This is a genomic window from Flavobacterium sp. B167r (genome assembly GCF_056824315.1).
Map to the genome: position 1 here is coordinate 3,271,208 of NZ_CP124859.1, position 19,072 is coordinate 3,290,279.

The 19,072-nt window shown below is 33.4% G+C and carries 18 protein-coding genes; 12 read left to right on the forward strand and 6 right to left on the reverse strand.

Going from position 1 to position 19,072, the window contains the following annotated elements:
* The first annotated feature begins 84 nt into the window (after positions 1 to 84).
* The 3 genes from QLQ96_RS14675 to QLQ96_RS14685 all read left to right on the forward strand — a co-directional run bounded on the left by QLQ96_RS14675 (position 85) and on the right by QLQ96_RS14685 (position 2,165).
* Positions 85 to 657, forward strand: coding sequence for a YciE/YciF ferroxidase family protein (locus QLQ96_RS14675; RefSeq protein ID WP_482491351.1), 573 nt, complete (start codon positions 85 to 87; stop codon positions 655 to 657).
* A 66-nt stretch (positions 658 to 723) separates the two neighbouring features.
* Complete coding sequence (locus QLQ96_RS14680) at positions 724 to 1,455, forward strand: DNA-formamidopyrimidine glycosylase family protein (protein ID WP_482491352.1); 732 nt, start codon at positions 724 to 726, stop codon at positions 1,453 to 1,455.
* Positions 1,452 to 2,165: a DUF72 domain-containing protein gene (locus tag QLQ96_RS14685; protein WP_482491353.1), complete on the forward strand. Its 714-nt coding sequence runs from the start codon at positions 1,452 to 1,454 to the stop codon at positions 2,163 to 2,165. Before QLQ96_RS14680 ends, QLQ96_RS14685 begins: the two co-directional genes overlap by 4 nt.
* A gap of 269 nt (positions 2,166 to 2,434) precedes the next feature.
* Here the strand turns inward: QLQ96_RS14685 and QLQ96_RS14690 are convergent, their stop codons facing one another.
* Positions 2,435 to 2,935: a pyridoxamine 5'-phosphate oxidase family protein gene (locus QLQ96_RS14690; protein WP_482491354.1), complete on the reverse strand. Its 501-nt coding sequence runs from the start codon at positions 2,933 to 2,935 to the stop codon at positions 2,435 to 2,437.
* 238 nt (positions 2,936 to 3,173) lie between these two features.
* Here QLQ96_RS14690 and QLQ96_RS14695 point away from each other — a divergent pair, with 238 nt between their 5' ends.
* Positions 3,174 to 3,605, forward strand: coding sequence for a response regulator (locus tag QLQ96_RS14695; RefSeq protein WP_482491355.1), 432 nt, complete (start codon positions 3,174 to 3,176; stop codon positions 3,603 to 3,605).
* Here the strand turns inward: QLQ96_RS14695 and QLQ96_RS14700 are convergent.
* The gene (locus QLQ96_RS14700) at positions 3,595 to 6,417 is read right to left on the reverse strand and encodes a PAS domain-containing sensor histidine kinase (protein ID WP_482491356.1); all 2,823 of its coding nucleotides are present in this window, start codon (positions 6,415 to 6,417) and stop codon (positions 3,595 to 3,597) included. The genes QLQ96_RS14695 and QLQ96_RS14700 overlap by 11 nt on opposite strands.
* A gap of 209 nt (positions 6,418 to 6,626) precedes the next feature.
* On the opposite strand from QLQ96_RS14700, the gene QLQ96_RS14705 reads away from it, so the two are divergent.
* Together QLQ96_RS14705 and QLQ96_RS14710 are read left to right on the forward strand one after the other, a co-directional pair.
* Positions 6,627 to 6,968 carry a hypothetical protein gene (locus QLQ96_RS14705; RefSeq protein ID WP_482491357.1) on the forward strand — a complete coding sequence of 114 codons (342 nt, stop codon included), beginning with the start codon at positions 6,627 to 6,629 and terminating at the stop codon, positions 6,966 to 6,968.
* Between the two features lie 324 nt (positions 6,969 to 7,292).
* Positions 7,293 to 8,105 carry a hypothetical protein gene (locus QLQ96_RS14710; RefSeq protein ID WP_482491358.1) on the forward strand — a complete coding sequence of 271 codons (813 nt, stop codon included), beginning with the start codon at positions 7,293 to 7,295 and terminating at the stop codon, positions 8,103 to 8,105.
* A 66-nt stretch (positions 8,106 to 8,171) separates the two neighbouring features.
* Here the strand turns inward: QLQ96_RS14710 and QLQ96_RS14715 are convergent, their stop codons facing one another.
* On the reverse strand, positions 8,172 to 8,432 hold the full coding sequence (locus QLQ96_RS14715) for a SemiSWEET family sugar transporter (RefSeq protein WP_482491359.1): 261 nt from the start codon (positions 8,430 to 8,432) through the stop codon (positions 8,172 to 8,174).
* A gap of 149 nt (positions 8,433 to 8,581) precedes the next feature.
* Entirely contained in the window at positions 8,582 to 9,427 is an 846-nt protein-coding gene (locus tag QLQ96_RS14720; protein WP_482491360.1) for an SDR family oxidoreductase, read from the reverse strand.
* Between the two features lie 385 nt (positions 9,428 to 9,812).
* Here QLQ96_RS14720 and QLQ96_RS14725 point away from each other — a divergent pair, with 385 nt between their 5' ends.
* From QLQ96_RS14725 to QLQ96_RS14745, 5 genes are read left to right on the forward strand one after another with little or no spacing between them, the layout of a single operon-like run.
* Positions 9,813 to 11,033 (forward strand): hybrid sensor histidine kinase/response regulator, encoded by a 1,221-nt coding sequence (locus QLQ96_RS14725; protein WP_482491361.1) that lies wholly within the window; start codon positions 9,813 to 9,815, stop codon positions 11,031 to 11,033.
* An 11-nt stretch (positions 11,034 to 11,044) separates the two neighbouring features.
* Positions 11,045 to 14,605 (forward strand): response regulator, encoded by a 3,561-nt coding sequence (locus tag QLQ96_RS14730; protein ID WP_482491362.1) that lies wholly within the window; start codon positions 11,045 to 11,047, stop codon positions 14,603 to 14,605.
* 17 nt (positions 14,606 to 14,622) lie between these two features.
* Positions 14,623 to 14,988 (forward strand): response regulator, encoded by a 366-nt coding sequence (locus QLQ96_RS14735; protein ID WP_482491363.1) that lies wholly within the window; start codon positions 14,623 to 14,625, stop codon positions 14,986 to 14,988.
* Between the two features lie 7 nt (positions 14,989 to 14,995).
* Complete coding sequence (locus tag QLQ96_RS14740; protein WP_482491364.1) at positions 14,996 to 15,808, forward strand: CheR family methyltransferase; 813 nt, start codon at positions 14,996 to 14,998, stop codon at positions 15,806 to 15,808.
* Entirely contained in the window at positions 15,787 to 16,380 is a 594-nt protein-coding gene (locus QLQ96_RS14745; protein ID WP_482491365.1) for a chemotaxis protein CheB, read from the forward strand. Before QLQ96_RS14740 ends, QLQ96_RS14745 begins: the two co-directional genes overlap by 22 nt.
* A gap of 91 nt (positions 16,381 to 16,471) precedes the next feature.
* On the opposite strand, the gene QLQ96_RS14750 is transcribed toward QLQ96_RS14745, so the two are convergent.
* Together QLQ96_RS14750 and QLQ96_RS14755 are read right to left on the reverse strand one after the other, a co-directional pair.
* Positions 16,472 to 17,236, reverse strand: coding sequence for a porin family protein (locus QLQ96_RS14750; RefSeq protein WP_482491366.1), 765 nt, complete (start codon positions 17,234 to 17,236; stop codon positions 16,472 to 16,474).
* A 12-nt stretch (positions 17,237 to 17,248) separates the two neighbouring features.
* Positions 17,249 to 18,367 carry a hypothetical protein gene (locus tag QLQ96_RS14755; RefSeq protein ID WP_482491367.1) on the reverse strand — a complete coding sequence of 373 codons (1,119 nt, stop codon included), beginning with the start codon at positions 18,365 to 18,367 and terminating at the stop codon, positions 17,249 to 17,251.
* 264 nt (positions 18,368 to 18,631) lie between these two features.
* Between QLQ96_RS14755 and QLQ96_RS14760 the strand changes: the two genes are divergently transcribed.
* A complete protein-coding gene (locus QLQ96_RS14760; protein WP_482491368.1) occupies positions 18,632 to 18,991 on the forward strand; it encodes a DUF6660 family protein in 360 nt (119 codons plus the stop codon).
* Positions 18,992 to 19,072: the final 81 nt, after the last annotated feature.

Below are 19,072 nucleotides of genomic sequence, written 5' to 3' on the forward strand. Positions count from 1 at the left end.
TAGAATTTTAATTCTAAATCATATAACCTCTCCAAAATTGCAGGCAGTAATTTTATCATCATATTAATCATAAAATTATTTACCATGAAAACTACAGACAATAAAAAAGAAACTACTGCAAAAGAAACTACACCAAGAGGAGTCACTAAGCCAAAGTCAAATGCCGCATCGGGATTGTCTGAATTATTTGAAGAAGGTTTAAAAGATATTTATTGGGCAGAAAAAGCTTTGACAAAAGCCTTGCCTGTAATGTCTAAAAATGCTTCATCTGTTGAATTAAAGGACGCAATTGACAACCATTTGACAGAAACTGAAGAACAAATTGCCCGTTTAGAAGAAGTATTTAAGATTGTTGGTAAAAAAGCAACAGCCAAAAAATGCGATGCCATGGAAGGTCTGATTGAAGAAGCCAAAGGGATGTTGGAAGAAACCGAGTTTGGAGTAGTGCGTGATGCAGGAATTATTGCTGCAAGCCAGAAAATTGAGCATTACGAAATTGCCACTTACGGTACTTTAAGACAATTTGCAGAAACTCTTGGCCTGCCAGAAGCTGCAACTTTATTGGAACAAACGCTTGATGAAGAAAAAGGAGCTGATAAAACGCTTACAGAAGTTGCTGTAAATGCAGTAAATCTTGAGGCTGCAGAAATTGAATAAGGTATTAAGAAATCAATAAAAGTGCAGTTTTCGGACTGCACTTTTAGTTTTATAAAAATAGAATATATGCCCGAAGGTCCGTCAATATTGATTTTAAGAGAAGAAGTGCAGCAATTTACTGGACAGAAAATAATTTCTGTATCTGGAAGCGCCCATATTGATATTTCTCGTTTCAAAGACAAAACCATTCTTGCTTTTAAAACCTGGGGGAAACATTTTTTAATCTGTTTTGATTCATTTACAGTAAAAATTCACTTGCTGATGTTTGGAACTTATCGAATAAATGAACGTAAAGAATCTCAACCAAGACTTAGTTTAGTTTTTGAAAAAGGAGAACTTAATTTCTATACTTGTTCGGTTAAAATTCTGGAAGGAGACATTAATTCTCATTACGATTGGAGCGTTGATGTTATGAATGAAAATTGGGATCCGAGAAAGGCACAGATTAGTATGGAAAAAATGCCCGAAAAGATGATTTGTGATGTGATTTTGGATCAAGATATTTTTTCTGGAGTTGGAAACATTATAAAAAATGAAGTTTTATATCGCTGTTACGTTCATCCAGAATCGATTATAGAAAAAATTCCGACTCATGAAAAAAATCAGATCATTGCTGAATGTTCGACTTACAGCTTCGAATTTTTATATTGGAAGAAGAAGTTTGAACTCAAACAGCATTGGGAAGCCTATACAAAAAGTGTTTGCTTAAGATGCAATCTTCCATTTCAGAAGAAACAGACTGGAGAACGAAAACGCAGAAGTTTTTTCTGCACTAACTGCCAAAAATTATATATATGAAAAGCCACGTAACAATAGGATGTTCCAGTTTTTATAACAGTTTTTGGAAGACTGTTTTTTATCCGCAAAATTTACCTTCCAAAAAATGGTTTGATTTTTATTGCCAACATTTTGACACTTATGAGTTTAATGGCAGTTTTTATAAATTCCCAACCATTCGTATTTTTCAGAACTGGTACAATAAAACGCCAGAATATTTTGTGTTTTCGGTTAAAGTGCCGAAAGAAATTACACATATCAAAAAATTGATAGATTGCGAAAGCCGTTTAGATGAATTTTACAACGTTTGTAAAGAAGGAATGAAAGATAAACTTGCTGCTATTCTATTTCAATTTCCGCCTAGTTATGATTTTAGCAAAGAAAAATTAGAAACGATAATAGGAATTCTGAATTACGATTTTAAAAATGTAGTCGAATTTCGGCACGAAAGCTGGTGGAACGATGAGGTTTGGAATGCATTTAAAGAAAACAACATTACATTTTGCAGTGTGAGTCATCCCAATCTTCCTCAGACTATTTTCAAAGATTTTCCAATACTTTACATGCGTTTTCATGGAATTCCGAAATTATTTCATTCCCGTTATTCCACAAAAGAATTGAAGCATATAAACCGCCAGATTCATTCCAAAAAAGGATTTGTCTATTTCAATAACACTGCAAGCGAAGCAGGTATTTTGAATGCTTTAGAATTGAAAAGAATGGTTGTTTAAAGTTTTCTTAACCGCAAAGACGCAAAGGTTGCGCAAAGTTCGCTAAGTTTTTTGGTTTTGCCACAGATTAAAAAGATTAAAAAAAATCTATTTGAATCTGCCTAAATCTGTTAGATCTGCGTTAAATAAAATTACCCAACAGCAAAAAAATAACCGCAAAGGTCAAAAATTTAACGCAAAGCAAGAAGATAAATCTTAGCGAACTTTGCGCAACCTTTGCGTCTTTGCGGTTAAAAATTCTTTGCGGTTAAAATAAGTCGGTTAAGAAACTATAATTTCAAGCTTCCTTCAATTCCGTCATCCATTGTTTTTCCTGTTATCAGAGCCGCTGTCATTTTAGCAATGGCAACCATTTTTCCGTTTTTGTTGTTCCAATAATAACCATCTTCCGGAATAAATTTGATAACGCTCAAATTCGGATCGTCTACGCCGCCTGGCATCCAAATTTTTACTAAAGGATTCCATAACTCTTCAATAGTTTCTCGATCATACGAAATACTTGCTGTCCCGTGAAGCGTTAAAAACTTATCGTGAAGTTCAGAAAAGAAAATTTCAACCATCGGATTCAAAGTAATTTCAGCATTCTGACTACTGTTTCGGTCAGATAAAAACCAAAGCTGTCCTAAATCATCAATTTTCTGAACAGACATTGGTCGAGATTGAATTCTGTATTCGTTATACGTACAAAACATGCATGTTTTAATATGTGCAGCAAGATCTTTTATTTTATCTACTGCAAATTCATCTGTAAGGTCTTTATGATCTCCCATAACATTATATTTTAAGTTAGATTTTATAATTAATAGCTTGACAAATAAGTTTTTACTTTGTTTTGAAATAGCTAATAGTAAAGTTGGTTCTTTTTGCTCTTTTATAGATTATATAATTAACCTTATAAATTATGAGATTTCAATTCGTTTGTTTTTGTAGGAAATTGGTTCAGAATCTGTTTGTTACATAAAATTACATTATCTTTGAAAGATTATAATTCTAAGCCTAAAAATACAAATGACAGATTTTACAATAATCTATACCGATGATGATGAAGATGATTTATGTATTTTTACAGATGCAGTAGAAGCTATACCTCAGAACATTAAACTTCAAACTTACTCTGGAGGAGAACATTTCTTAAATGCAATTTTCGATCCGCCTGTTACACCTTATGTAGTTTTCTTAGATTTAAATATGCCTGGAAAAAACGGATTCGATGTTTTAGAAGAACTTCGAAATTCAGGTTATAAAAAAGATATTCCAGTTGTAATCTACTCAACCTCAAGCGAACCGAGCATTATTGAAAAATGCCGCAAGCTCGGAGCTAATTGCTTTATTACAAAGCCAGTTTTAATGAACGATATTATAAAATCAATAGAACACACGATGCAGATTGATTGGAAAAAATTCATTCCCAACCAATCCAATTTTGTGTTTAAATATTGAGTTCAGACAAATCTGGAATGTAAATATTAAAAACAGAACCTTTGCCTTTTTCGCTCGTGACCGTGATGAAACCTTTATGATTTTCGACAATTTTTTTGACAATCGCAAGGCCAATTCCGGTTCCTTTGTATTCGCTTTCTGTATTTAAACGCTGAAAAACTTCAAAGATTTTTTCTTTATAAATAAGTTCAAAGCCAATTCCGTTATCTGAAACTTGCAGGTGATGGTAGATTTTGTCTTTAAATTCAGCATTTGGAAGCGATTTTCCGTCAACTTTTGTAACCGAAATTTTTACTTTCGGAGGAATGCCGGGATGAGAAAACTTTAAAGCGTTTTCAACCAGATTATGCAGCATTTGCCTAAACTGAAACTGAATAAGTGTAGCTTCTCCTAAATCGTGATATTCTACAACAGCATTTTTTTCTTCAATTCGATCTGAAAAATCACTTATGACTTCTTCTGCAATTTCGTCAATTTTAACCATCGTAAAAACACGATCAGCAGAGTTGGCGCGGGAATAGGTTAATAAATCCTGAATTAGATTCTGCATTTTCTTAGCCGAAAACTCAATTCTGGTTAAATAAGATTTGGCATTCGCCGAAATATTCTGCTCGTCCAAATCGGCTAATCTGCTGGCAAAAGTCTGGATTTTTCGAAGAGGTTCCTGCAAATCATGACTTGAAATATAAGCAAACGACTGCAATTCAATATTCATATTAACCAAATCTCTGTTTTTGAGTTCCAGTTGTGTTGTACGTTCTATAATTTGATCTTCCAGCTGATTCGTAAAATTCTTTTGTTCTTCGATATCGGTGCTAGTTCCGACCCACATTTGAACCTTTCCAGATTCGTCAAATTGCGCAATCGCCCGGCTGAGCTGCCATCTATATTCGCCGTCATAACGTTTAAAACGGTGAATAAAAAGAAAATCATGTCCTGATTTTACAGATTCCATCCATAGTTTTACGTTTTCCTCGCGATCGTCTGGATGCACAATTTGCAACCAGCCGTTTTTTTCAATTTCTTCTCTAGACAATCCAGAATAATTGTAAAACGTTTCATTAAAATAATTCATATTTCCTAAAGTGTCGCTTGTCCAGATAAGCTGAGGCATAGAATCGGCGAGGAGTCTGAATTTTTTTTCGCTCTTCATTAAAACATGCTGAATTTCTTTTTCGATTGTGAAGTCCATTACAGTACCCAACATTTTTGAAGGTTCATTATTTTCATCAAAAAAGATTTTGCCGTGAACTTTAATCCATGCAATCGAATTATCTAATTTTAAAATTCGAGCTTCATATTTGTAAATTCCTGTTTTTAATGCTTTCGCGAAAGCCTCTGTCACAATATGATCATCTTCTGGAAGTATACGGCTGCGAATATCCTGATGAACAATTTTTTTATTTTTTTCAAAACCGAAAATGTCAAGAAGTGTATCGCTGTAGATTAGCTTTTTGGTTGTAAGATTTAAGTCCCACATTGCAATTTCGGCGATTTCAGTAGCTAAACGCGCTCTTGCTTCGGCAGTTTCTAATTTTTTTCTAGCTTTAACTTTAGAAGTAACATCATAGACTGTACACATGATTCCCGAAGATTTTCCGTCTTTTTCATAGAGCGTTGTGTATTCGTAGTCAAGATAGAATTTTTTTAATTTTCCTTTAATATCCACATAAGCGACTGCTTCATTTTCGCGAATTGTTTTTCCATTAACGAGAACTTCGTGTAGCAATTCTGGGTATTTTTGGTTTTTTAATTCTGGAAAAACGTTCATTAAAGGAATGCCAATACAATCTTTTTCTTCCTTTTGCCAAATGTCATGAGTCATGGTTTTATTAGCCATTTCGATGACATAATCTTTTCCTCTAAAAATGGCCATTGCAATTGGAGAATCCATAATAATACTTCGAAAGGCTTTCTCTCTTTCCGTCAATAAATATCTGGCTTTAACTTCATGAGTGACTTCATACGCAACAACGATAACTCCAGTAATGTCGTTTTCTTCATTCAAAGGATAAAAAACGAGATTAAAATAAGCCAATTCTTGTTTGTTATAACGATTTAAAGTCACCGCAAACTCGTCAGCATAATAAGGCGAACCAGTTTCTAATACATTTTTTAGAATAGGATATGCAGTTTCTTTGGTTTCAGGAATAGAATCGAAAATTGATTTGTTTAAAATAGCACTTTCTTCTTTATCAATGATATGAAGATAAGTCGTATTAGCCATTTCGACGATTAGATTGGCTCCTTTTAAAACACAAATTCCGAGCGGTAATTGTTTAACCGTATTTCTAAAACGTCTTTCGCTTTCTTCCAATTTTCGGCGTGTAATTACCTGATTGGTAGTTTCATTGCAAATTACTAATACGCCATTTGTTTTTCCGTTTTCATCATTTACTGGACTGTAGCTGAATGTCCAATAAACATCTTCCATTTTTCCATTTCTGTAAATCGGCAATAATTGGTCTTCATGCCAAGTGGCTTCCCCTTTTTGAAGCACTTGATCGATTAAAGGTTTAATAAAATCCCAGATTTCAGGCCAGTAATCGGCGCCTTTTTGGCCTAGAATAGAAGGATGTTTGCCATCATTGCCTAAACTTGGACGATATGCATCATTATAAAAACAAATATGATCTGGTCCCCAAAATAAAAACATTGGGAATTTTGAGTTAAGAAGAATTCCTAAAGTGGTACGAAGACTTTGAGGCCATGATTCTACAGATCCAATTGCTGTTTTACTCCAGTCTTTGGCACGGGTAAGCGCACCCATTTCTCCTCCATTTGCCAAAAAATCATAAATATTGTTATTCATTAAAATCTTATTTTGTGTCTTGCTAATAAGCTACTTTCAATACCTATTAAAGGTAGTAATTCTTGTTGTTGAATTAAGCTTTATTAAAATTAATAAAAATAAATATTCTCAGAAATGCGATTTTTGAATGAGGCAAGATTAAAATCGTTAGAGTTAATTTTATCTCTTTTCTATGCGGAAATTTGAATAACAGTTTAAAATAAAAAGCAATGAAAAGGGAAGATTCAAAACACGAAACCGATAATATAAAGAGATATCAAGACGAAGGATACACAGTAAATTATTTATTCGAAAACGACCGTCTAATAGATTCAGAAAGTAAAATGGCATACAAACCAGAGGATATATTTATTGTGGCGCATCATCGTTACGAAGGCATGAGTGATCCTGATGATATGTCGATTTTATACATAATAGAAACTAAAGACGGCGGAAAAGGAACTCACTTGTTAGGATATGGTCCAACGGCAGATTTGGAAGAAGCCGAATTTTTTAAAGATATTCCGAAAGACAATTATTCCAAAAATGCAGACATAAACGAACTAACATAAAAGAATAAAAATAGATTGGTATTTTTATTTTGCTGATGAGCAGTTGTTTCAAATTTATTTGAAGCAGCTGCTTTTTTTTGGAGGTTCTAAGGTTCTAAGGTTCTGAGATGCTAAGATACTAAGTTGGAAATAACTACAACCCTCAGAACCTTAGTGACTCAGAACCTTAGAGCCTTAAAAATAAAAATTATGAAATATCTCACCAAAATTGTATAAAGTTTTGACTGACAATATAAACGAAATTTGGGTTATAGAAATTGAGTTAGCAACCAAGGTTATTTTTACTTAAATAATTCTAACAAATTCGATAAACCAAAACAAACGATGAAAAAACTTTACATAAATACTGGAAGCTTTGATGCTGTTTTTAATAATTTGAAAGAGAGCTTTGGCGGAGACTTATTGGTCACAGCCAATGAGTACCAATTGAGAATTAAATCAAAATGGGCAAACGGAAGTATTTCTGGAGTTCGTTTTGAAAAAGAAATGACATACTTAAATTTTGATTTGACTTTCAATCAAGAAATTAGTTTAAGTATTGAATCCAATCCGTTTTCGCCTGTGTTTTTTGCTTATTGCGAAAAAGGAAATGTTTTGCATAGTTTTGGTGCCGATGGAGCAACTCATTGTCTTAAAAAACAGCAATCAGGCATTATGAGTAATTCTTCTACGATTAATAGTGTATTGCATTTTCAAAGCCATCAGCAGATTCAATTTTCAATAATCGGAATGCCAACAACAATCGAAAATAAAGAAAGTGATTTTGTTTCTCAAGTAAAAAAAATATTTACAAGCAATTCTGGAAATTACATTTACATAGGAGATGAAAATCATCAAATTGGAGAAAAATTTCAAGAACTAAAAAGAATTCCAAATCAAGGAGCAATTCGTTATGTGTTAATGAAAAGCATTCTTCGTGAAGTTTTAGAACTTGAAATAGCGCAGCATACTTATAATTATTTTACTTCGTTTGAGCCTATTCTAAACTTTGCAGTAAAACAATTAAGCGAGATTAAGAAACTATCTCATATGAAGTTAACCGGAATTGCAGCGCCAGTACAGTTTTTAAAACGAAACTTACAGCCTCGAAAATACCATTTGGAATTAAAACCATACGACCAAAAATTAGCTAGCTAATAAGCATCCCATATTCTTCACCTTCAAAAAACAGCTTTGATCGAGCTGTTTTTTCTTTTTAGAACCTTATTCTTTTTCATAATAAATGATGAAATAAACCATGATTAGATTTAAAACTAAAGAAATACTGTTGGTTAGAATAATTGGAAGATCTTTTTTTAGAATTCCATAAACAATCCACATCGCGATTCCGAAGGTTAAAATGCTGAACATTCGAAGCGAAATTTCTTTTACTTTCTTGGTTTTCCAAACCTTCAATATTTGAGGAATTGTAGAGATCGTAATACAAGTTCCTGCAAAAAGTCCGATGATGTCTATAAAATTCATTGTTTGTTTTTTAAGGTTTAAAGGAACAGAGGGGCAGAGGTTCAAAGGGTTTTGTTAGGAACTATCAAAGGGACGAGGGAGTTTAAAATATACTTAGAGTAAAAAAAACTTAGCATCTTAGTATCTCAGAACCTTAGCATCTTAAAAGACTAACCCACCAACTCCCCGCCATTAATGTGAATAAATTGTCCTGTAATATAACTGCTGTCTTCAGAAGCTAGGAAAACATAAGCAGGTGCGACTTCCGAGGGTTGTCCCGCTCTTTCCATTGGATTATCTTTCCCGAATTCAGATAGTTTATCAAAACTTGCAACAATTAAAGGAGTCCAAATAGGACCAGGAGCAACGCCGTTTACCCGAATTTTCTTTTTAGCCAACATGCTCGAAAGCGAACGTGTAAAACTTACTATTGCACCTTTTGTACTCGCATAATCGGCCAAATGTTCGCTTCCGCGAAAGGCAGTTACAGAAGTCGTATTGATGATAACATCGCCTTCTTTTAAGAATTGAAGCGCGGCTTTCGTAACATAAAAAAACGGATAAATATTGGTTTCAAAAGTTTTATGAAGCTGTGTAGCCGTTATTTTTTCCAATTCGTTTTGCGGAAATTGTATAGCAGCATTATTCACCAAAATATTTATGTTTTTAAAAGTCGTATGACATTTTTTTATTGCGGCACGGCAAAACTTCTCGTCCTTCAAATCACCACTGATTAAGAGACATTGCTGACCTTCTTTTTCAACCATAGTTTTTGTTTCTAGAGCATCTTTATCTTCTTTCAAGTATACGATTGCAACATTTGCGCCTTCTCTAGCAAAATGCACGGCAACACTTCGGCCAATACCGCTGTCACCTCCAGTAATAAAAGCTGTTTTTCCTAATAATTTACCGCTCCCTACATAATTCTCTCTTATGATTTCTGGTTCGGGAGTCATCATATGTTCATTTCCGGGAAGATTTTGTTTTTGTTCAGGGAATGTTTGTTTCTTTTTCATGATTTCCTATTTTAACTTTTGTACGCTATTTAAAATTAGCTGATACCTAAAGTTTTAGTTGGCTTAAAAGAAATTTTGTTTGCCTCAATCAAAACAAAAACCGAATTGTGTATGAAAATACATCTATTTAGCAAAAATGTTAAAATAATAGAAATTTCTAATAACCTAGCAATCATATCATACCTTTAATTTGAGGGTAAAAGATGGGAATTTTGTAATTATTTATGGTTTAAATAAAAAACCTCCCCGTTAATTTTTTTATACATTTGAGAATTTCCACGCCTATTTTTAACAGCTCATTTGCAATTAATTAAAAAAATAGGAAATTTTTTATGTTTTATTTTAAAGTAATTATTTTGATATACAACCGATTTAGCTTCCCGAGATGGTATTAATTGTAGACGATATAAGAGCAAATATTATTGCTCTGAAGAAAACATTAGAGCTGCATAATATCGATGTTGATAGTGCCGAATCTGGAGAAGAAGCTTTAAAGAAGATTTTAAAAACAGATTATTGCTTGATAATCATGGACGTTCAAATGCCTGGACTTGATGGCTTTGAAGTAGTAAAAATCCTTTCTGGAAATAAACGGACAAAAGATATTCCTGTAATTTTCCTTTCTGCACTTAATACCGAGAAAAAATACATCTTTAAAGGTTACGAAACAGGTGCTGTTGAATACATTACCAAACCCGTAGATAGTGATTTGCTGATACTTAAAGTAAAAACTTTCATTAAAATCTACGAACAGCAAAACGAACTTAAAGCAATAAAAGACCTGCTTTCTAAAGAAATAAAAATTAGAAAAGAAGCGCAGGACAATTTAGAAATTAAAATTGCGGAAAGAACAAAAGAACTGGTTCAGAAAAATGAAGAGTTAGAACTCCGGAATCATGAATTACAGCAGTTTTCCTGGGTTGTATCACACGATTTAAATGAGCCGATTAGAAAAATTCAAATATTTATAAAAATTATAAAAGACCTTTACTTAAAAGCAGACGATAAAGCGATTGATTATGTTGATCGAACGATAAAATCGGCAGAAAGAATGCAGACTTTAATTACTGACCTTTTGGCTTATTCTAGGCTTTCGGCTCAGGTTAAACCTGAAAAAACCGATTTAAATGTTGTCTTACAGGAAGTATTGGGCGATTTTGATTATTTGATCGAACGCAAAAATGCTGAAATTAGAACAAACGAACTTCCAACAGTTGATAGCATTCCGAGTCAGATGCGTCAGGTTTTTCAAAATCTAATTGGAAATGCTCTGAAATTCTCTGGAAATACTGATAAACCAGTAATCGAAATCACTTCTGAAATCATTTTAGAAAAAGATGTTGACAGTCCGACTTCTCCAGAAGGCAAATTTTGCAGGATTGTGGTAAAAGATAATGGAATTGGTTTTGACGAAATTTATCTGGATCGCATTTTCATTATTTTCCAAAGTTTAAACGACCGCCAGACGTATGAAGGAACGGGGATTGGATTGGCAATTGCAAAAAAAATCATAGAAAAACATAACGGATTAATAACAGCCAAAAGTAAACAAGGCGAGGGGGCAAGTTTTATTATTGTACTTCCTTTAAAATACGAATTAAAATAATCTAGAAATTTATGAATGGTAATTTTAAAAGAAATCTATTAATTAGTTCACTAGTTTCACTGTTTGTCCTTACAATTAGTTCTGTTGCTTCTTTTATAAGTATTAAAAGTCTTTTAAACAGTAACTTTTGGGTCAACCATACTCAGGATGTAATTTATAACCTAAATGAAGGTTCATCAATTATAACCGAGGCTCAAACGAGTATGAGAGGCTATCTTCTTACTGGCGACGAGCAGTTTGTAGATCGTTTTAATGATTCTGAAAAAAGATCAAATACTTATTTCGAAAAATTGGATGAGTTAACATCTGATAATCCTTCGCAAACAGAATTACTAAAAGAATTAAGGGATAAACGTTCTGGTTTCTTTAAATATCTGAACAATCAAATTGTAAAAAAACGCTTAAGAAAAGAAACTCTGATTTTCGATTTGAATGAGGGTAGAAATATGATGAACGAAATGAGAGCGATCATCAAAAAAGTTGAAAGTACAGAACAAAAACTTTTAGAAGAACGAAATGCAAACTCAGAGCGTTATGGTAATTATAGTTTGGCTTTAATTGTTGTTGCTTTCTTTATTGCCTTTCTTATTTCTATTGTTTTTCTAATTAGAATTCTAAAAGATTACAACGAGAGAACTTTATTGCAACAGGAATTAATAATAAAAGATAAAGAAACGGCTGAAAGATTGCAAGTAATTGGCGGTATAGCAACACAAATTTCTAAAGGAAATTACGATGTTCAAATCGACGATAAAAAAGCAGATACTTTGGGCGCGCTTGGATCTTCGATTCATGAAATGAAGGATTCCTTAAAAAGTTCTTTTGAATTATTATCGCAGAAAGAATGGCTTCAGTCGGGTATTGCAGTTTTGAATGATAAAATGCTGGGTGAAAAAACAATTCAAAAATTATCTAAAGATGTTATTGAGTTTTTATGCCAATATACAAACAGCAGTGCAGGGGTTTTATATGTGGTAGAAGGAGAAGAAATTGCCATTTCTGGAGGATACAGCTATATTCCAAGTAAAAATAGAGAACGAATCAAAAAAGGAGACGGGCTGATCGGACAAGCAATTGTTTCTGGAAAAATGCTCGAATTGAAAGCGCCTTCGCCAGATAATATTCAGATCAATTATGCATTGGGCGAAATTAAGCCAACTCATATTGTGGCACTTCCATTAATGGATTTTAAAGTTGAAGGAGCAGTAGAATTGGCAAGTGTTTATGGTTTCTCAGTATTGCAGTTGGAGTTTTTAAATATGGTTGCTAATAATATAGGAATTGCCTTAAAAGCAGCTCAGAATCGTAAACGAGTTTTAGAACTTCTGGAAGAAACAAAATCACAATCAGAAGAATTGCAGATTCAGCATAGTGAATTGGAAGCTATCAACGCAGAATTGGAAGCGCAAACCGAAAAACTCCAAGCTTCGGAAGAAGAACTTCGCGTGCAGCAGGAAGAATTGGAGCAAACCAATGAAGAATTATCAGAAAGAAGCGTTTTATTAGAAGAAAAAAATACAGAAATACAGAAAAAATCAGAGGCTTTAGAATTGACAACTCGTTACAAATCTGAATTTTTGGCTAATATGTCGCATGAGCTGAGAACGCCTTTGAACTCGATTTTGCTATTGAGCCGTTTGCTTTCTGAAAATAATAATGAAACAATGAACAATGAAGAAATTGAATTTGCAAAAGTAATTCAGAGTTCAGGAAATAGTTTGTTAGGATTAATTGATGAAATTCTGGATTTATCTAAAATAGAGGCGGGTAAAATGGATCTGGAATTCTTAGATGTTTCGACAAAAGAAATTACAGACAATTTGTATAATTTATTTCATATTGTTGCCAAAGAGAAAAACATCAATTTTGAAATCATTGCCACAGAAGCCCCAATCGTTATTAAAACAGATAAAATGCGTTTGGAGCAAATCTTAAAAAATCTGATTTCGAATGCGATTAAATTTACTGAAAAAGGAACAGTTAGCCTTGAAATTAAAGTTAGCGATGACAACGATAAATTAATTTGTTTCATTGTAAAAGATACCGGAATCGGAATTCCATTAGAAAAACAGCCATTAATTTTTGAAGCTTTCCAACAAGCAGACGGTTCAACAAAACGCAAATACGGAGGAACTGGTTTAGGATTATCAATTAGCCGTGAATTGGCAAAATTGCTTCGAGGAGAAATTGTACTTCATAGTAAAGTAAACGAAGGAAGCTCATTTACACTATGTCTTCCAGTTTTAGGAATGGCCTTAAATAAAGTTACGGTTAGTAAAAAAGAGGAAGAAGAAGTTTTTGAAGAAATCGAAGAAACAGACAATAAACCAAGATACATTAGCGAGGTTGTGCCAGCAGAAATTGAAGACGACAGAGATTCAATTGTAGAAGGCGATAAAGTAATCCTGATTGTAGAAGATGATATTAGTTTTGCTAAGTCTTTATTGGCCTTTACACAAAAAAAAGGCTACAAAGGAGTTGTTGCTGTAAGAGGAGATTATGCATTAAATTTTGCCTTAATCTACAAACCAATCGGAATTTTATTGGATATCGAATTGCCAATTAAAAGCGGTTGGCAAGTTTTGGAAGAATTGAAGAATAATTCGCAAACCAAGCATATTTCGGTTCATATTATGTCATCGCACAAATTGAAACAAGAAAGTTTGCTGAAAGGAGCTGTAGATTTCTTAGATAAACCAGTTGCTTTTGACAAAATACCAGAAATTTTTACGCGTATCGAACATATCATCAACAAAGAATCGCAGAAGGTTTTAATTATTGAAGACAATCCGAAACACGCAAAGGCGTTGGCTTATTTCTTAGAAAGCTATGATATCAATTCGGAAATTAAGAGTGAAGTTTCAGCAGGTTTATCGGCTTTGGGCAAAGAAGAGGTAGACTGCGTAATTCTTGATATGGGAGTTCCAGACAAACAAGCGTACGAAATTCTCGATGGCGTTAAGAAAAGTCCAGGATTAGAAAACCTGCCTGTTATTGTCTTTACAGGAAAAAGTTTGTCTATAAAAGAAGAATTGAAAATTAGAAAATATGCCGATTCTATTATTGTAAAAACGGCACATTCATACCAAAGAATGCTCGATGAGGTTTCGCTTTTCCTTCATTTGGTTGAAGAAAAAAAAGAAGGAACCGCAAAGGAAAACCACAAAAAGCTGAATGCGCTAAATAATATTTTGTTTGAGAAAAAAGTATTAATTGTAGATGATGATGTACGAAATATATATTCTCTATCAAAAGCTTTAGAGGCATTTAAGATGAATGTAATTACAGCTTTTGATGGAAAAGAGGCTATTAAAATTCTAGATGAAAATCCAGATACAGATATGGTATTGTTGGATATGATGATGCCAAATATGGATGGTTATGAAACAGCCGAGAAAATAAGAAGTAATCCTAAATTTCTTAACTTAGCCGTAATAGCCGTGACGGCAAAAGCCATGACGGGTGACCGAGAAAAATGTATTAAGGCGGGAGCCTCAGATTATATCACAAAACCTGTTGATGTCGATCAGTTGTTATCGTTATTGAGAGTGTGGCTTTATGATAAAATCTAATCTTTAAAATGCTGTAAATGGGAAAAAAACGTGTGTTGATTGTAGATGATGATTCTAGGAATATTTTTGCTTTAGTAAATACTTTAAAAGCAAAATCTTATGATTGTATATCTTGTTTAAGTGCCGAAGAAGCGCTAAAAATATTAAAAGAAGATTCATCGGTAGATGTAGTTTTAATAGATATGATGATGCCAGAAATGGATGGTTATGAGGCGATTCCGCTTATAAAAGAAATTCCTTCGCAAGAATCTACGTTGGTAGTAGCCGTAACGGCGCAGGCCATGGCTGGAGATAGAGAAAAATGTATAGAAGCTGGAGCAGATGCCTACATCTCAAAACCAGTAGATGTAGATAAATTACTTCAGATTTTGGAAGAAATTTAGGTGAATTATGATTGAAGATATTGAATTAGAAACTCTTATAAATGATGTTTACGAATATTATGGTTTTGATTTTGGAAGTTATTCCAGAGCTTCACTTAAACGACGAGTAAGCCGGGTTTTCTATTTAGATGGATTTAAGCATTTTCATGAATTTTTATCTAAAGTCCGTACCGATCCTGAATATTGTAAAAGAATGATTGATGAAATTACGGTTAATGTAACCGAGATGTTTCGCGATCCATCATTTTATCTAACATTAAGAAAAGAAGTCCTTCCTTTATTAGGAACCAAACCTTTTATCCGTATTTGGCACGCAGGCTGTTCTACGGGAGAAGAAGTGTATTCTATGGCCATCATGTTGAAAGAAGAAGGATTGTTGCACAAATCGATATTGTATGCAACAGACATAAATGCATCGGTTTTGGAAACTGCCAAAAGCGGTATTTTTCCTTTAAGAATGATAAAAGATTATGCAGATAATTACCGTGATGCAGGCGGACAAGAGGACTTTTCAGATTATTATATTGCGAATTACGGCTTTGCGAAGTTCAGTGATAATCTTTCGGAAAAAATGGTTTTCTCACAGCACAATTTGGTTTCAGACACTTCATTCAACGAGTTTGACCTCATTTTGTGCCGTAATGTTTTGATTTATTTTGATAATAATCTGCAAAAAAGAGTCGTTAACTTATTTGATGATAGCTTATCTGTTTTAGGGTTTTTAGCTCTTGGAACAAAAGAAACTATTAAATATTCTATATCTCAAACCAAATACAAGCAATTTGCTAAAGAGAAAATATGGAGGAAAATAAAAGAATAAAAGATTGTAAAGTAGTTATAATTGGCGGTTCAGCAGGAAGTTTGCAGGCATTATTGCAAATTTTGCCATTTTTAGAAAAACCAATTTCTTTTGCTATTGTAATTGTCGTTCACAGAAAAAGTACAGACGAACAAACTTTAGAAGATTTAATAGCTTTAAAATCAAAATTAAGAGTAAAAGAAGTAGAGGATAAAGTAAAAATTGAAGCAGGATTTATCTATGTTGCGCCTTCAAATTATCATTTATTATTCGAAAAAAATGAAACACTGTCTTTAGATACTTCAGAAAAGATAAACTACAGCAGACCAAGTATAGACGTCTCTTTTGAGTCTGCTGCAGAAATCTATGGCAATCATTTGATCGGAATTTTGCTTTCGGGTTCCAATTCAGATGGAACAATCGGATTAAGAGCGATTCAGGCAGCTGGCGGAATAAGTGTAGTACAAAGTCCGCTTTCTGCTGATATGCCTTTTATGCCTAATAACGCTATTTTGCATACCACTCCCGATTTTGTTTTAAGTACTGATGAAATTCTTCAATTTATAAAGGAAATTAATATTGTTGATTTTTGATTAACGATTTTTGATTTTAGATTGAAGATTAACGATTTTTGATTTCTCTTACATCTGAAATCAAAAATCGTTAATCTTCAATCTAAAATCTTTAATTCTTTTCATCTTCAGGAAGAATTACTTTATTGAATTCAGCTTCTTGTTCGGCTCTTCGTTTTGCTGCTTTTCCTTTGCCAATTGGAATTCCCGCAGTAATGTACCAAGATCTATTGAATTGGTTATTTGGGCCATCGCCCTTCATTACAGTAACTAATCCGTAATAATATTGAACGGTGAAATTTAAACCATTTCCAACATTCAAATGATATCCGGTTCCAAATGCAAGTCCAGCATCAATAACATGAATCTGATCTCGGATGTTTTTCTTATAAATAACATCGTCATTATTTATTTCATTCTTAAATTCGTCAAAAGCTTTAGCAAGCAAACCAAATTGAGGCCCAGCTTTAACGTAGATATTATTTTTGAATTTATACTTAATCAATATCGGAACATTAAAATAACGAATTTCACGATTTACGCTTCCGCCTGCAAAAGTATTGTCCAGATTTTGATCGTTTAAGGAATAAACTGGAATATCTTGCGCTCCCATAGGCGATTTAACAATCACTCCCGTATTGATCATCCAAGCAGGGTTTTTTCTTGACTTTAAATCAAAATAAAAACCAAGATTGAAACCCGGATTTGTAGCAGAAGATCCCATATTTGAAATGGTAGAAAAATTCACGCCACCTTCCAAACCAAATTCCAGAAATTCCGAATTGAGTTTGTCTCCAAAAATCAAGGAAATCAAGACTTGTGATTGCGCCGAAGTAATACAAAAAAAAGTGACAAAGATTAGAAAACCTTTTTTCATGGAAAGTATGAATTAAAGTCCAAAACGGTATTGAAAACTTCCTAGAACCTGAGTACGACTTCCTAAGAAACCGCATTCTGCACGAAACATAAAATGTTTGTTAAATTGGTATTGAGAACCAATAATAAAGTTCCACATGTCTTTAGGTCTCTTTTGAAGCGAGTATTGTACAGACGAATCTGCACCTCTCGCTAAGGCATCATCCAGAGTGCCTAAAATAGTTCCAGCACTTTCTAAAGCTCTGTTGGCCGTATTATGTTTCGCAACATTCGAAGGTTTTTTTTGCTCGGCAGGAGTTAAGCCATCCCACCAATTATCTACTTTGGTTTGGTTTTCGGCTACTTTTGCTAAACCGCTATCAACTTTAGCTTGTGCATCATCTAAATTGATAAAATCAGAAAGGGGTAAATTTCCATTTGTGTCACCATTAATATGAACTCTAAAGGCACCGACCCATCCTGTAATTGTTCTTTCTTTCTGAAGTTTAAAAGTCTTACCTAATCTTGGTCCAAAGACATAAGAAAAAGCAGGTTTGTCAAGTGAGCTAATATCAGTCCATGCCATATTCATGTCAAGTGCCAACCAGCCTCCGCCAATACCAATTGTAGGTGTCATACCAATACCAAAAGTAGTAGCGTCAAAATTGGCTTGAGTATTGAATTTTGCAACTTCCGACCAATTATTGTCGGCATCAGGAATCCAGATTCCAGCATTGATTTTGGTAGCGGTATTTGCTTTTCCAAAGATTCCGTAAATATTTAAGAAAGGAAGAAGCCAAATGTCAGGTCGAATTGTTAATGCACCTGCTTCTACATGTGATTTATCAAATCGTACAATTTCATCCAGATTATATTTTGGGCCATTATTGAAGCCAACTTGAAGATTGTTGATCACAATTTCTGAATCCTGCCAAAAATAATTGACAGATATTCCGGCAGAATAAGGAAGCTTGTAACCCTTTTGAGCTACCTTTTCACCCCAGATAGGAAGAGCATATGGGTATTCTTCTATTTTAAGACTGTCTTTTAAAGGTTGATTTTTTTCTCCTACAATTTTATCGGTATAAACCTGCCCGAAAATCTGTATGCTGAAAAATAATAAAGAGGCTGATATTAGTGTCTTACATTTCATTGATTAGAGTATTTAAAATTAATTAATTAAACTGCGAAAAATAAATTGTACTAATGTGCTTAAAGAAATCTCTGTTATTTTTTTGGCGTATAGAAAAAGTGTTTTTTAGGATTAAATTTTGGACTTAAATAATTGTTAATTATTGTTAAAGTTAACTAAATTTTCTTACTTCCAACAAAATTTTTAAAGAAAATTAAAAACTAATGAAATAATTTTCAGACAGTTAAGAAGTGCATTGTTTTTAAGATTATCAATATAAGTTCAATGGAAAAATTAAAAATAAATTGTACTTTTACAGCTGTGAAATGGATAACAATCATATTGTCGATTTACCTGCTGGCACTTTCCAATATGCCGTGTGCAGATATGGAAGTAAACAGCGCTATGCATAAAACAGCTCAGTTTGCTTCAGAAGACAATCATTCGCACGATAAAGACAATGATTTATGTTCTCCATTCTGTGCTTGCAATTGCTGCGGTGCACAAGTTTTAAGTTACCATTCTGCTGTAAGTTTCGAATTTCCTAAAGCTTACACTCAAATTTCAATTTCTTTACCCAATTATAATTCTGTTTTTATTTCCGATTTCTTTGGAAGTATTTGGCAACCGCCTCAGATAGCATAATGATTGAGCCTGTTCGATAAAAATCGAAAACGGGCGAGAGAGTTGTGGACTTTCCACACATTTACAGGCAATTTAATTGTC

Bases quoted from the DNA above. Each gene is read 5' to 3' on its own strand.
- QLQ96_RS14675 (WP_482491351.1), top strand. From the start codon at position 85: ATGAAAACTACAGACAATAAAAAAGAAACTACTGCAAAAGAAACTACA.
- QLQ96_RS14680 (WP_482491352.1), top strand. From the start codon at position 724: ATGCCCGAAGGTCCGTCAATATTGATTTTAAGAGAAGAAGTGCAGCAA.
- QLQ96_RS14685 (WP_482491353.1), top strand. From the start codon at position 1,452: ATGAAAAGCCACGTAACAATAGGATGTTCCAGTTTTTATAACAGTTTT.
- QLQ96_RS14690 (WP_482491354.1), bottom strand. From the start codon at position 2,935: ATGGGAGATCATAAAGACCTTACAGATGAATTTGCAGTAGATAAAATA.
- QLQ96_RS14695 (WP_482491355.1), top strand. From the start codon at position 3,174: ATGACAGATTTTACAATAATCTATACCGATGATGATGAAGATGATTTA.
- QLQ96_RS14700 (WP_482491356.1), bottom strand. From the start codon at position 6,417: ATGAATAACAATATTTATGATTTTTTGGCAAATGGAGGAGAAATGGGT.
- QLQ96_RS14705 (WP_482491357.1), top strand. From the start codon at position 6,627: ATGAAAAGGGAAGATTCAAAACACGAAACCGATAATATAAAGAGATAT.
- QLQ96_RS14710 (WP_482491358.1), top strand. From the start codon at position 7,293: ATGAAAAAACTTTACATAAATACTGGAAGCTTTGATGCTGTTTTTAAT.
- QLQ96_RS14715 (WP_482491359.1), bottom strand. From the start codon at position 8,432: ATGAATTTTATAGACATCATCGGACTTTTTGCAGGAACTTGTATTACG.
- QLQ96_RS14720 (WP_482491360.1), bottom strand. From the start codon at position 9,427: ATGAAAAAGAAACAAACATTCCCTGAACAAAAACAAAATCTTCCCGGA.
- QLQ96_RS14725 (WP_482491361.1), top strand. From the start codon at position 9,813: ATGGTATTAATTGTAGACGATATAAGAGCAAATATTATTGCTCTGAAG.
- QLQ96_RS14730 (WP_482491362.1), top strand. From the start codon at position 11,045: ATGAATGGTAATTTTAAAAGAAATCTATTAATTAGTTCACTAGTTTCA.
- QLQ96_RS14735 (WP_482491363.1), top strand. From the start codon at position 14,623: ATGGGAAAAAAACGTGTGTTGATTGTAGATGATGATTCTAGGAATATT.
- QLQ96_RS14740 (WP_482491364.1), top strand. From the start codon at position 14,996: ATGATTGAAGATATTGAATTAGAAACTCTTATAAATGATGTTTACGAA.
- QLQ96_RS14745 (WP_482491365.1), top strand. From the start codon at position 15,787: ATGGAGGAAAATAAAAGAATAAAAGATTGTAAAGTAGTTATAATTGGC.
- QLQ96_RS14750 (WP_482491366.1), bottom strand. From the start codon at position 17,236: ATGAAAAAAGGTTTTCTAATCTTTGTCACTTTTTTTTGTATTACTTCG.
- QLQ96_RS14755 (WP_482491367.1), bottom strand. From the start codon at position 18,367: ATGAAATGTAAGACACTAATATCAGCCTCTTTATTATTTTTCAGCATA.
- QLQ96_RS14760 (WP_482491368.1), top strand. From the start codon at position 18,632: ATGGAAAAATTAAAAATAAATTGTACTTTTACAGCTGTGAAATGGATA.